The 12,111-nt window shown below is 71.3% G+C and carries 10 protein-coding genes; 7 read left to right on the top strand and 3 right to left on the bottom strand.

All coding sequences use genetic code 11. The features are described 5' to 3' along the window. The first annotated feature begins 255 nt into the window (after positions 1 to 255). The gene (locus tag ACWDR3_RS12740; RefSeq protein WP_450352489.1) at positions 256 to 981 is read left to right on the top strand and encodes a hypothetical protein; all 726 of its coding nucleotides are present in this window, start codon (positions 256 to 258) and stop codon (positions 979 to 981) included. 9 nt (positions 982 to 990) lie between these two features. Here the strand turns inward: ACWDR3_RS12740 and ACWDR3_RS12735 are convergent, their stop codons facing one another. Continuing rightward, positions 991 to 1,767, bottom strand: coding sequence for a hypothetical protein (locus tag ACWDR3_RS12735; protein WP_450352488.1), 777 nt, complete (start codon positions 1,765 to 1,767; stop codon positions 991 to 993). A gap of 207 nt (positions 1,768 to 1,974) precedes the next feature. Here ACWDR3_RS12735 and ACWDR3_RS12730 point away from each other — a divergent pair, with 207 nt between their 5' ends. The 5 genes from ACWDR3_RS12730 (at position 1,975) to ACWDR3_RS12710 (ending at position 9,174) form a co-directional block, all read left to right on the top strand. After that, positions 1,975 to 3,504, top strand: coding sequence for an aldehyde dehydrogenase family protein (locus ACWDR3_RS12730; RefSeq protein WP_450352487.1), 1,530 nt, complete (start codon positions 1,975 to 1,977; stop codon positions 3,502 to 3,504). Positions 3,505 to 3,596: 92 nt separating this feature from the next. Further along, positions 3,597 to 5,126: a GMC family oxidoreductase gene (locus tag ACWDR3_RS12725; protein ID WP_450352486.1), complete on the top strand. Its 1,530-nt coding sequence runs from the start codon at positions 3,597 to 3,599 to the stop codon at positions 5,124 to 5,126. After that, positions 5,126 to 6,217: a quaternary amine ABC transporter ATP-binding protein gene (locus tag ACWDR3_RS12720; RefSeq protein ID WP_450352485.1), complete on the top strand. Its 1,092-nt coding sequence runs from the start codon at positions 5,126 to 5,128 to the stop codon at positions 6,215 to 6,217. Before ACWDR3_RS12725 ends, ACWDR3_RS12720 begins: the two co-directional genes overlap by 1 nt. Positions 6,218 to 6,281: 64 nt before the next feature. After that, a complete protein-coding gene (locus ACWDR3_RS12715) occupies positions 6,282 to 8,225 on the top strand; it encodes an ABC transporter permease (RefSeq protein ID WP_450352484.1) in 1,944 nt (647 codons plus the stop codon). A 1-nt stretch (position 8,226) separates the two neighbouring features. Continuing rightward, positions 8,227 to 9,174: an ABC transporter substrate-binding protein gene (locus tag ACWDR3_RS12710; protein ID WP_450352483.1), complete on the top strand. Its 948-nt coding sequence runs from the start codon at positions 8,227 to 8,229 to the stop codon at positions 9,172 to 9,174. 27 nt (positions 9,175 to 9,201) lie between these two features. Here ACWDR3_RS12710 and ACWDR3_RS12705 read toward each other — a convergent pair whose 3' ends face one another. Together ACWDR3_RS12705 and ACWDR3_RS12700 are read right to left on the bottom strand one after the other, a co-directional pair. Continuing rightward, the gene (locus ACWDR3_RS12705; RefSeq protein WP_450352482.1) at positions 9,202 to 9,933 is read right to left on the bottom strand and encodes an isocitrate lyase/PEP mutase family protein; all 732 of its coding nucleotides are present in this window, start codon (positions 9,931 to 9,933) and stop codon (positions 9,202 to 9,204) included. Continuing rightward, a complete protein-coding gene (locus ACWDR3_RS12700; protein WP_450352481.1) occupies positions 9,930 to 10,451 on the bottom strand; it encodes a carboxymuconolactone decarboxylase family protein in 522 nt (173 codons plus the stop codon). The genes ACWDR3_RS12705 and ACWDR3_RS12700 overlap by 4 nt, the downstream gene beginning before the upstream one ends. A 46-nt stretch (positions 10,452 to 10,497) precedes the next feature. On the opposite strand from ACWDR3_RS12700, the gene ACWDR3_RS12695 reads away from it, so the two are divergent. After that, entirely contained in the window at positions 10,498 to 12,081 is a 1,584-nt protein-coding gene (locus tag ACWDR3_RS12695; RefSeq protein ID WP_450352480.1) for an aminotransferase-like domain-containing protein, read from the top strand. The last annotated feature ends 30 nt before the right edge of the window (positions 12,082 to 12,111 follow it).

The raw sequence follows: 12,111 nt of genomic DNA, 5'->3' as shown, positions 1-12,111 counted from the left end.
ACGCCTCCGGCCCTGCCGCCTCCACCTCCGCCTGGCCGGCCGGAGCATTCGCCGAGTCCGGACGCTCCTGAGGAGGTTCCTGGTGCGGGTGCGGGTGCGGGTGCGGGTGCGGGCGGTGTCGGTGATGGTGGTGCTTGGCCTCCGACGGGTGCGGCGGGAGGCAGTGGTCCCGGCACATGGCCCTCCAGCGAGTGGTCCACTGTGGGTGGTTGGGCGCCTGGACCGTCAACGCCCGCTCCCGCGACCGTCGGTGGGATGAATCGGCGGCTCGTGTGGTCCGTGGTCGTCGGGGCCGCCGTGGTCGGGGTGGCCGTGAGTCTCGTACTGACGTTGGTGGTGGGGAAGGACGACGGCGGGGCGGACGACAAGCCGGTCGCGGGGAGTTCCGTGGGGTCGCCGACGCCATCGGAGTTGAGTGGTGCCGGGGTGACGCCCAGCGAGGGGGCGGTCTCGCCGTCGGCTTCGGTATCGGCGTCGGCCTTCGGGCCGCCCGCCGGGTACGAGAAGTACGACGACGCCGAGGGGTTCCAGATCGCGATCCCCGAAGGGTGGACGCGCAGTACCGTCGACTCCGAGTTCGGGATCGCGGTGGTCAACTACCGCAGTGCGGACCGGACTCACCGGTTGCAGGTGTATCAGGTGTCGGAGGAGTCGCCGGCCGCGTCCTTCGAGCTGTATCTGTCGGACCAGACCGGGAAGCCGGCCGGGTTCAAGGAGCTCGATCTGCAGACGCTCGACGACGGGCAGTTCACCGGATCCCGCCTCGAATACCTCGCCGACACCATCAAGGGCGACCCCGACGTCGGCACCTGGCACGTCTACGACGAGCGTTTCGTCGCGGCGGACGGCAACATCTACGCGATCGCCTCCTACGGCCCCGACTCCGACGGACGGGAAGACGAACTCGCCCGTCTGGCCACCGCGTTGACCTGGTTCTGCCCGCCCTACACCACCTGCGGTACGGATGCCGGCCTGGACTGACCCGCGCGCTCACGCGTCGCGCAACTCCTGCTGCAACTTCCCGATGTCCACCGTGTCGTCCGGCGCGGGGGTCGCCGACGGCACCGGTTCGCCGTACTCCGTGAAGGTCAGCGTCATGTCGGTGCCGTCGCCCTTCTGCGTGGCCTCGACCAGACGGTGCGGGGCGGCCGAAGTGACGTACAGGACCGTCCGTTTGCCGTCCTGCGTGCGCTTCAGCGGGGTGACCTTCGTACCGTCGATCTTCGTCTCGGCGCCCTTGGCGAGGGGTGCGTCGGTGGCGGACCCGCCGGCGTAGAGCTCCTTCTGGAAGCCGGTGAGGTCGCAGGTGCCGGACAGGCCCTTCAGGAGGGAGTCGTTCGTGGAGCCGTGGATGTAGCGGTTCTTGAAGAGTTCTGCGACGGCGTCGCCCTGGCTGCCGGGCACCTGGGTCTTCCAGAACGCGGTGTCCGGCTTCATCCACACCTCCTCGCCCCGCTTGACCAGTTCGAGGGTGCCTCCGCCGGAGCCCATCCGCATCGTGCCGACGCAGTTGCCGTCCCGGTCCAGGGACAGGTCCATCGAGGTCGGCTGGGTCTTGCTGTCCTTCGCGGCCGTGCCGTGGTCGGTCAGCTTCAGATGTACGGAGTCGGTCTTGAGGAGGTTGTCCTTGGCCTGCTCGGACAGTTCCTTTGCGGAGGGGCCGTCGTCGGCCACGGCGAGGGCGGGTGACAGCAGCAGGGCCGCGCTCGCCGCCGTGCAGGTCGCCGCCGTGCGGATCGGCGTACTGATCAGCGCCTTCCTGGTCATGGCTCTACCTCCAGGCTCTGCCCCACGGGTCGGCCTCACCGTTCAGCGTACGGTTCGCCCCATTTGCCCGCATGCCCAGTGACACAGCGCACTTTCGGCCATGAATTGCGCATGCAATCGGGGGCCGGGGGCATGTGCTCACGGTCCCGCTGGGTGACATCCGTGTCACTCAGGGGCGCTGAACAGGAACGGAAGGCAACACCGATCATGGCGGACACAGCAGACGGCCTGGGGCTAGAGGCGCAGGCGACCATCCACGTGCGCGGGGAGTGGCGTGAAGCCGTCTCCGGCGCCACGCGCGAGGTCCTCGACCCCGCGGACGGGCTGCCGTTCGCCGTGGTCGCGGAGGGTGACGAGAAGGACACGGACCTGGCGGTCGCCGCCGCCCGGCAGGCCTTCGACCACGGCGACTGGCCGCGCACCCCCGTCGCCGAGCGCGCCGCCCTGCTGCGCCGCGTCGCCGACCTGCTCGTGCGCGACCGCGAACAGCTCGGTCTGCTGGAGAGCCGGGACGCGGGCAAGACCGCCGAGGAGGGCCGCGTCGACATCGACTGTGTCGCCGACGCCTTCCGCTACTTCGGCGACCTCGTCGCCGCCGAGTCCCCGGGGCGGATCGTCGACGCGGGCTCGCCCGACATCCACAGCGTCGTCGTACACGAACCCGTCGGTGTCTGCGCGCTGATCACCCCCTGGAACTACCCGCTGCTGCAAGCCAGTTGGAAGATCGCCCCGGCGCTCGCGGCCGGCAACACCTTCGTGGTCAAGCCCAGCGAGATCACCCCGCTGACCACGATCGCCCTGATCGACCTGCTCGCCGAGGCCGGTCTGCCCACCGGCGTCGCGGGCCTGGTCACCGGACCCGGCCACACCGTCGGCGCCCGGCTCGCCGAACACCCCGACGTCGACCTGGTCTCCTTCACCGGCGGCCTGGTCAGCGGCACCAAGGTCGCCCAGGCCGCCGCGCCCACCGTCAAGAAGGTCGCCCTCGAACTCGGCGGCAAGAACCCCAACGTCGTCTTCGCCGACGCCTGCGCCACCGACGAGGACTTCGACACCGCCGTCGACCAGGCCCTCAACGCGGCCTTCATCCACAGCGGCCAGGTCTGTTCGGCCGGCGCCCGGCTCATCGTCGAGGAGTCCCTGCGCGAGCGCTTCGTCGCCGAACTCGCCCGCCGCGCCCAGAAGATACGCCTGGGCCGCGGCACCGAGGACGGCGTCGAGTGCGGCCCGCTCGTCTCCGAGCAGCAGCGCACCAAGGTCGAGTCGTACGTCGCCTCCGCGCTCGCCGAGGGTGCCGTGCTGCGCGCCGGCGGCCGACGCCCCGAGCCGTCCGCCGAACGGGCCGCCGGCGGCTACTTCTACGAGCCCACCGTCCTGGACCAGTGCCACCGCGAGATGCGGGTCGTGCGCGAAGAGGTCTTCGGCCCGGTCCTCACCGTCGAGACCTTCCGCACCGAGGACGAGGCCGTGGCGCTCGCCAACGACACCGAGTACGGCCTGGCCGGCGGGGTCTGGACCGGCGACGGCGCCAAGGCCCGCCGGGTCGCCGCCCGGCTGCGGCACGGCACCGTCTGGATCAACGACTTCCACCCCTATCTCCCGCAGGCGGAGTGGGGCGGTTTCGGAAAGAGCGGCGTGGGGCGGGAGTTGGGCCCCGCCGGACTCGCCGAGTACCGCGAGACCAAGCACATCTACCAGAACCTCGCGCCGAAGCCGGTGCGTTGGTTCGCGGGCTGAGCCATCGGGCCGGGTCGGTGGGCCGACCCGGCCGCCCCTCGCCCTTCCGTGGAGTAATTCGCCTTCCCTGGAGCAACAGGAGTAACACCGCCATGTCCCACACCCCCCACGAATACGACTACGTCGTCATCGGCGGCGGCACCGCGGGCTCCGTCATCGCCTCCCGCCTCACCGAGAACCCCGACGTCACCGTCGCCGTCATCGAAGGCGGCCCCAGTGACGTGGGCCGCGAGGACGTCCTCACCCTGCGCCGCTGGATGGGCCTGCTCGGCGGCGAGCTGGACTACGACTACCCCACCACCGAGCAGCCGCGCGGCAATTCGCACATCCGGCACAGCCGTGCCCGCGTGCTCGGCGGCTGCTCCTCGCACAACACCCTGATCGCCTTCAAGCCGCTGCCGTCCGACTGGGACGAGTGGGAGACGGCCGGCGCCCGGGGCTGGGGCGCGGTGCCGATGGAGGCGTACTACGCCCGGCTCCGCAACAACATCGTGCCGGTCGACGAGAAGGACCGGAACGCCATCGCCCGCGACTTCGTCGACGCGGCCCAGACCGCGCTGGGCGTCCCGCGCGTCGAGGGCTTCAACCAGAAGCCGTTCACGGAGGGCGTCGGTTTCTTCGACCTCGCCTACCACCCCGAGGACAACAAGCGGTCGAGCGCGTCGGTGGCGTATCTGCACCCGGTGATGGACGAGCGCCCCAACCTCCGCATCTTCCTTGAGACTTGGGCGTACCGGCTGGAACTCGACGGCACTCGGGCCCAGGGCGTGCACGTGCGCACGAAGGAGGGCGAGGAGCTGCTGATACGGGCCCGCCGCGAGGTCGTGCTGTGCGCGGGCGCCGTCGACTCGCCCCGCCTGCTGCTGCATTCGGGCATCGGCCCCCGCGAGGACCTCGAAGCGCTCGGCATCCCGGTCGCCCACGACCTGCCGGGCGTCGGCGAGAACCTCCTCGACCACCCCGAGTCGGTCATCGTCTGGGAGACGAACGGACCCATCCCCGAGAACTCCGCGATGGACTCCGACGCGGGCCTGTTCGTGCGCCGCGATCCCGAACACCTGGGCCCAGACCTGATGTTCCACTTCTACCAGATCCCGTTCACGGACAATCCGGAGCGACTCGGCTACGAGCGGCCGGAGTTCGGCGTCTCGATGACCCCCAACATCCCCAAGCCGAGGAGCCGCGGCCGGCTCTTCCTCACCAGCGCCGACCCGTCGGTCAAGCCGGCCCTCGACTTCCGCTACTTCACCGATGAGGACGACCACGACGGCCGCACCCTCGTCGACGGCATCCGCATCGCCCGTGAGGTCGCCAGGACCGAACCGCTGGCCGGCTGGCTGAAGCGGGAGGTGTGCCCCGGCCCGGAGGTCCTCGGCGACGCCGAGCTGAGCGAGTACGCCCGCAAGGTCGCGCACACCGTGTACCACCCGGCGGGCACCTGCCGGATGGGCGCCGCCGACGACGAACAGGCCGTGGTGGACCCGGAGTTGCGGATCCGCGGCCTGGACGGCATCCGCATCGCCGACGCGTCCGTCTTTCCGACCATGCCCACGGTTAACCCGATGATCGGGGTGCTGATGGTCGGTGAGCGGGCTGTCGACCTGATCGGAGGCGGTGCGTGATGAACACCAGCGTCAGTGATCTCTCCGGCGTCGGCAGCGCCGGCACCGAGAGCCAGAACCCCGTCTTCTCCGTCGACGGTCTCTGGAAGGTCTTCGGACCCAAGGCCGACACCGTCCCCACCGACCCCGAGCTGCGCGCCCTCGACCCCGTCGAACTACGTGCCCGTACCGGCTGCACGGCCGCCGTGCACGACGTCTCCTTCGACGTGCGCAAGGGCGAGGTCTTCGTGGTGATGGGCCTCTCCGGTTCCGGCAAGTCGACGCTCGTGCGCTGTCTGACCCGGCTCATCGAGCCGACCGCCGGCACGATCGCCATCGACGGCGAGGACGTCCGCGCGATGGACAAGTCCCGGCTGCGCGAACTGCGCAGGCACCGCGCCGCGATGGTCTTCCAGCACTTCGGTCTGCTCCCGCACCGCACGGTCCTCGACAACGTGGCCTACGGCCTGGAGATCCAGGGCATGGGCAAGGCCGAACGCCGGGCGCGGGCCCAGGAGGTCGTCGCCAAGGTCGGGTTGGAGGGCATGGAACAGCGCAGGCCCGCCCAGCTCTCCGGCGGTCAGCGGCAACGTGTGGGCCTGGCCCGGGCGTTGGCGGTCGATCCCCAAGTCCTGCTGTTCGACGAGCCGTTCAGCGCGCTGGACCCGTTGATCCGGCGGGACATGCAGGAGGAGGTGGTCCGCCTGCACCGGGAGGAGGGCCGCACGATGGTCTTCATCACCCATGACCTGAGCGAGGCCCTGCGGCTCGGCGACCGGATCGCCCTGATGCGCGACGGCCGGGTCGTCCAACTGGGCACCCCCGAGGAGATCGTGGGCAGCCCCGCCGACGACTACGTCCGCGACTTCGTCCGGGACGTCCCGCGCGAACAGGTCATGACCGTCCGTACGGCCATGCGCCCCGGCGACTGCGGCGGCCTCGACCACCCGGGCGCGCTCGCCCCCGACGCCGTGGTCGCCGACGCGATCAAGGTCGTCGCGCACAGTGGCCGGACGGCCTGCGTGGTGGAGGACGGCCACTGTCTGGGCGTCCTCGACCACGAACGCCTCCTCGCGGTTGTCGCGGGGGAGCGGTTCAAGGAGGCGGCCTGATGGCGACGAAGCTGCTCAAGGCGCGCGGTCCGATGCCGGCGAATCGGCCCAAGGAGGCGGTCTGATGGCCACGTTCACCGCATCCGTCCCCCGCACCCTCCCCACCGATCTGCTCAAGCGCCGCGCGGTCCAGAAGCTGCTGCTCATCGCGCTCGCCGCGGCGATCCTCGTACCCCTCGCCAACGCCCGCTGGGCCAGCGGAAGTTGGCCCGACGCGCTCACCGTCGACCTCACCAAACCGCTGACCGACGTCAGCGACTGGATCATCGACAACCGTGACAGCCACCCCCTGTTCCTCTACTTCTTCGGCTACGTCAGCAACGCGGTCGTCATCTGCGTACGCGCCGTCTATCTCGTGCTCCTCGCCGCGGGCTGGGCCGGCGTCACGGCCTTCGGCGCGCTGGTCGCCTGGCGGGTGGCCGGTGTGCGGCTAGCGCTCGGCACGGGCGCCGCGTTCCTCGCCTGCGGGCTGCTCGGCATGTGGGTGCCGACCATGCAGACGCTCGCGCTGATGGTGGTCGCCGTGCTCGCGTCGGTCGCCGTCGGCCTTCTGCTGGGCCTGGCCGGCGGTCTCTCCGAGCGGCTCGACCGGGCCCTGCGCCCGGTCCTGGACACCATGCAGGTGCTGCCCGCCTTCGCCTACCTGCTCCCCGTCGTGCTCGTCTTCGGCATCGGCGTACCCGCGGCCGTCCTCGCCACCGTCGTCTATGCCGCCCCGCCGATGGCCCGCCTCACAGCCCTCGGCCTGCGCGGCGCCGACAAGGAGGTCCTGGAGGCGGTCGACTCGCTCGGCGCGAGCGCCCGCCAACGGCTGCTGACCGCCCGTATCCCACTGGCCCGCAGGGAACTGCTCCTCGGCCTCAACCAGACGATCATGATGGCGCTGTCGATGGCGGTCATCGCGTCCGTGATCGGCGCCGGCGGCCTCGGTGACCGCGTCTACCAGGCGCTCGCCTCCGTCGACGTGGGCGCGGCCCTCGCGGCCGGCGTCCCGATCGTGCTCCTCGCGGTCGTCCTTGACCGGGTGACCGGCGCGGCGGGCGACAGCGCGGGTGAGGACGAGGGCGGACGACGGCGCTGGCTCTACGCGGCCGGGGCCGTAGTCGTCGTGGCCCTCGCCGCGCGTCTCGCGGGCCGCCTCGACTGGCCGGAATCCTGGACGCTGAACATCGCCGCCCCCGTCAACCGCGCCGTCGACTGGATGACCGCCCACCTCTACTCGGGCGTCCCGGTCGTGGGCGGCACCGCCGACTGGGCCGGGCACTTCACCACCTGGGTCCTGGACCCCGTCCGCGACGGTCTGCAGTGGCTGCCCTGGTGGTCGGTGCTGCTCCTGGTCGCCACCCTCGCCTGGCTGATCGGCACCTGGCGCACCGCCCTCACCGCGGTCCTCGCCATGGCCGCGATCGGCGTCCTCGGCGTGTGGCAGCCGTCCCTCGACACGCTCTCGCAGGTCCTCGCGGCCGTCGCCGTCACCCTCGTCCTCGGCTTCGCGACTGGCATCGCCGCGGCCCGCAGCGACCGCTTCGAACGGCTGCTGCGGCCCGTCCTGGACGTCTTCCAGACCATGCCGCAGTTCGTGTACCTGATCCCGGTCGTCGCGCTGTTCGGTGTCGGCCGCGCACCCGCGGTCGCCGCGGCCGTCGTCTACGCGCTGCCCGCCGTCGTCCGCATCACCACCCAGGGCCTGCGCCAGGTCGACCCGGCCGCGCTGGAGTCGGCCCGCTCGCTCGGCGCGACTCCCGGCCAGCAACTGCGCCAGGTCCAACTCCCGCTCGCCCGCCCGGCGTTGCTGCTCGCCGTCAACCAGGGCGTGGTCCTGGTCCTCGCCGTCGTCATCATCGGCGGCCTGGTCGGCGGTGGTGCGCTCGGCTACGACGTCGTCTTCGGCCTGGCCCAGGGCGACTTGGCGACCGGCCTGGTGGCGGGCGGCGCGATCGTCTGCCTCGGCCTGATGCTCGACCGGGTGACCCAGCCGACCCGGCAGCGCACCAAGAAGGGAGCGTGACATGCGCGTCCGTACGACCGCCGCCGTCGCGTCGCTGGTCCTGCTGACCGGCTGCGGCGCCGCCGACATGACCAAGCAGGCCTCGCCCTTCGCCAACGCGCAGGGCGCCAGGACCGTGACCCTCTCCGTGCAGTCCTGGGTGGGCGCGCAGGCCAACGTGGCTGTCGCGCAGTACCTGTTGGAGCACAAGCTCGGCTACCGCGTCGACACCGTCCAGGTCGACGAGGTGCCCGCCTGGGACGCGCTCAGCCAGGGCCGGGTCGACGCGATCCTGGAGGACTGGGGCCACCCCGACCAGGAGAAGCGCTACGTCGACGACAAGCACACGATCGCCCGGGGCGGCGGACTCGGGGTGACCGGCCACATCGGCTGGTACGTGCCGACGTACCTGGTCAAGCAGCACCCGGACATCACCGACTGGAAGAACCTGAACAAGTACTCGTCGCTGTTCCGCACTCCGGAGAGCGGCGGCAAGGGCCAACTCATGGACGGCTCCCCGTCGTACGTGACGAACGACAAGGCCCTGGTGAGCAATCTCAAGCTCGACTACCAGGTGGTGTTCGCCGGTTCGGAGGCCGCGCAGATCACGCAGATGCGGCAGTTCGCCAAGGAGAAGAAGCCCTTCCTGACGTACTGGTACGCACCCCAGTGGCTGTTCAAGAAGGTCCCGATGACCGAGGTCAAGTTGCCCGCGTACAAGGAGGGTTGCGACGCGGACCCGGCGAAGGTCGCCTGCGCCTATCCGCACACCCCGCTGCAGAAGTACCTCAACGCGGACTTCTCGAAGAAGGGCGGCGAGGCCGCGGCCTTCCTGAAGAAGTTCAAGTGGACGACCGAGGACCAGAACGAGGTCTCCCTGCTGATCGCCGACCAGAAGCTCACGCCAGAGCAGGCGGCGAAGAAGTGGGTGGACAGCCACGCGTCCACGTGGAAGGCGTGGCTGTCCTGAACGCCCTTGTTTTCTTGAGGAGTTCGGCTACTTCTTGAGGCGTTCGGCGATCCCGCGCAGGGCGTGTGCCGCCGCGCGCTGCAACCCCGGTCCGAACGTGACGCGCGTGGCCCCGAGTTCACCGAGTTCGGTGGGCGAGGGGCCCTCGCCGTCCGGCCGGCCCACCATGTTGATCGGCCCCTGGATCCCGGACCGCAGCAGCGGGAGTACGTTCTTCGGGGCGCCGATCGGATAGACGCAGTCGGCGCCGGCGGCGACGTACAACGCGGCCCGTTCGATGGCCCGTTCGGGATCGCCGTCCCCGTGCAGGAACGTGTCCACCCGGGCGTTGACGAACAGCTCGTCACCCGCCGCGTACCGCACCTCGGCGAGCCAATCGGCGTGCTCGCGCGGGTCCTTGAGAACACCACCCCCGTGGGAGTCCTCAAGATTGCAGCCCACGGCCCCCGCGTCCAACAGCCGCTCCACCAACTCCTTTGGCGCCAGCCCGTATCCGCCCTCCACGTCCGCGGAGACCGGCACGTCCACGGCCCGCGTGACGCGCGCCACCGCCGCGAACATCTCGTCGCCCGGCACCTCCCCGTCCGCGTACCCGAGCGACGCGGCGACCCCTGCGCTCGGGGTGGCGAGCGCAGGGAAACCGGCCTCCACGAAGACCCGCGCGCTGGCCGCGTCCCAGGGACCGGGCAGGACGAGCGGGTCGCCCGGGAGGCGCCCCCGGTGCAGGGCGCGGAAGACGGCGACCTTGCTCGGGGTCACTGGTGCTGCCCCGCGGTGTAGTGGCCAGGGACCATACGGCAGGTCACGCCGAAGCGGTTCCAGGCGTTGATCACCGTGATCGCGGCGAGCAGTTGCGCCAGCTCGGCCTCCTCGAAGTGCTTGGCGGCCTTCTCGTACACCTCGTCCGGCACGAAACCGTCGGTCAGGACCGTGACCGCCTCGGTCAGCTCGATCGCCGCGAGCTCCCTCTCCGTGTAGAAGTGCCGCGACTCCTCCCACGCGCCGAGCTGGATGATCCGCTCCACGCTCTCGCCGGCCGCGAGCGCGTCCTTGGTGTGCATGTCCAGGCAGAACGCGCAGTGGTTGAGCTGCGAGGTCCGGATCTTGACCAGCTCGTTGAGCTTCGGGTCGAGGCCCTTACGGGCGGCCGCGTCCAGGCGGAGCATCGCCTTGTAGACGTCGGGCACGTGCTGGGCCCAGTTCAGGCGGGGGCTGTGCTCGGGGGCGTACTCCTCGGAGCGCTCGGAGATGAATTCGGCGGTCTGCTCTGTGGTCATGTCTCGACCCTAGGTTCCGGGCAGCCCAGGAGTATGGTCCATTTCCATGGCGAAAACATGGGCCACTTTCGGCGTGGACCTCCACTTGGAACCCACCGGACCGGGTGTCCGCCGCGGCCTGACCGACGCCCTGCGCGAGGCCGTCCGCACCGGCCGCCTGGCCCCCGGCACCCGCCTGCCCTCCTCCCGCTCCCTCGCCGCCGACCTGGGCATCGCCCGCAACACGGTCGCCGACGCGTACGCCGAACTGGTGGCAGAGGGCTGGCTCACGGCCAGACAGGGCTCGGGCACAAGGGTCGCGGAGGGTGCGCGGGTCGGGGAGGGCGCGGGGGTCGGGGAGGGCGCGCGGGGCGCGGAGGGCAGGCGGATCGCGGAGGGCGCGCGGATCTCGGAGGGCTCCGCACCTCACCCCGATCCGCGACCCTTCGCCGAAGAGCATCACGGCCACACTCGCGAAGATCACCACGGCCAGACCCGCGATGAGCACCACCTCCGCCCCCGCGAGGACCATCGCCCCAACCTGAGCCCCAACCCCCGCCCCCGCGAAGCGCACCGCCCCGCCTACGACCTGGTCCCCGGCACCCCCGACCTCGCCTCCTTCCCGCGTGCGGAGTGGCTCAAGGCCGCCCGGCGCGCTCTGAACGACGTCCCGTCCCAGTCCCTCGGCTACGGCGACCCGCGCGGCCGCATCGAACTGCGCACCGCGCTCGCCCGCTACCTCGCCCGCGCCCGGGGCGTACGCGCCGACCCCGACCGCATCGTGGTGTGCGCCGGCATCTCGCAGGGCCTGCGCATCCTCAGCGCGGTGCTGCGGGCGCGCGGCGCGAGCACGGTCGCGGTGGAGTCGTACGGCCTCTACATCCACTGGCGGCTGCTCGCGGCCGAAGGCCTGCGGACCGTCCCGCTCCCCTTCGACGAACGGGGCACGGACCCAAGGGAGTTGACCGACGAGGGCGCGGTGCTGCTCACCCCCGCCCACCAGTTCCCGATGGGCGGCACCCTGCACCGCGACCGGCGTGCGGCCGTCGTCGACTGGGCCCGCCGCACCGGCGGCATGGTCATCGAGGACGACTACGACGGCGAGTTCCGCTACGACCGCCAGCCCGTCGGTGCCCTCCAGGGCCTGGACCCCGACCACGTCGTGTACGCCGGCACGGCCAGCAAGGCCCTCGCCCCCGGCCTGCGACTGGCCTGGCTGATACTGCCCCCCGACCTCGCGCAGGAGGCGGTCCGCGCCAAGGGCGGCATCGACTCCTGCGGGGCGCTGGACCAGCTGACCCTGGCCCAGTTCATCGACTCCGGCGCCTACGACCGTCACGTGCGCGCCTCCCGCCTCCGCTACCGGCGCCGCCGCGACGCCCTGGTCGCCGAACTCGCCCACCGCGCCCCCCAGGTCAGCGCCACCGGCATCGCGGCCGGCCTGCACGTGGTCCTCCGCCTTCCCCCGGGCACCGAACAGCAGGCCCTCCGCGCGGCCGCCTGGCAGGGCCTCGCCATCCACGGCCTGAACCGCTACCAGCACCCCGACGCGGCGGTCGAGCGTCGGGACGCACTGGTGGTGGGGTACGGGACTCCACCGGAGCACGCGTGGTCGGGGGCGCTTGAGGCGTTGTGCCGGGCGTTGCCTTAGGGAGGGGCGGGGCGGAGATGGGACGGAGAC

Source organism: Streptomyces sp. NPDC001002 (assembly GCF_053599215.1).
The sequence above is the reverse complement of the archived record's forward strand: the minus strand, read 5'-3'. Positions and strand labels throughout refer to the sequence as shown.

Coding starts and splice junctions, on each gene's coding strand:
- ACWDR3_RS12740 (WP_450352489.1), top strand. CDS start 256: ATGAATCGGCGGCTCGTGTGGTCCGTGGTCGTCGGGGCCGCCGTGGTC.
- ACWDR3_RS12735 (WP_450352488.1), bottom strand. CDS start 1,767: ATGACCAGGAAGGCGCTGATCAGTACGCCGATCCGCACGGCGGCGACC.
- ACWDR3_RS12730 (WP_450352487.1), top strand. CDS start 1,975: ATGGCGGACACAGCAGACGGCCTGGGGCTAGAGGCGCAGGCGACCATC.
- ACWDR3_RS12725 (WP_450352486.1), top strand. CDS start 3,597: ATGTCCCACACCCCCCACGAATACGACTACGTCGTCATCGGCGGCGGC.
- ACWDR3_RS12720 (WP_450352485.1), top strand. CDS start 5,126: ATGAACACCAGCGTCAGTGATCTCTCCGGCGTCGGCAGCGCCGGCACC.
- ACWDR3_RS12715 (WP_450352484.1), top strand. CDS start 6,282: ATGGCCACGTTCACCGCATCCGTCCCCCGCACCCTCCCCACCGATCTG.
- ACWDR3_RS12710 (WP_450352483.1), top strand. CDS start 8,227: ATGCGCGTCCGTACGACCGCCGCCGTCGCGTCGCTGGTCCTGCTGACC.
- ACWDR3_RS12700 (WP_450352481.1), bottom strand. CDS start 10,451: ATGACCACAGAGCAGACCGCCGAATTCATCTCCGAGCGCTCCGAGGAG.
- ACWDR3_RS12695 (WP_450352480.1), top strand. CDS start 10,498: ATGGCGAAAACATGGGCCACTTTCGGCGTGGACCTCCACTTGGAACCC.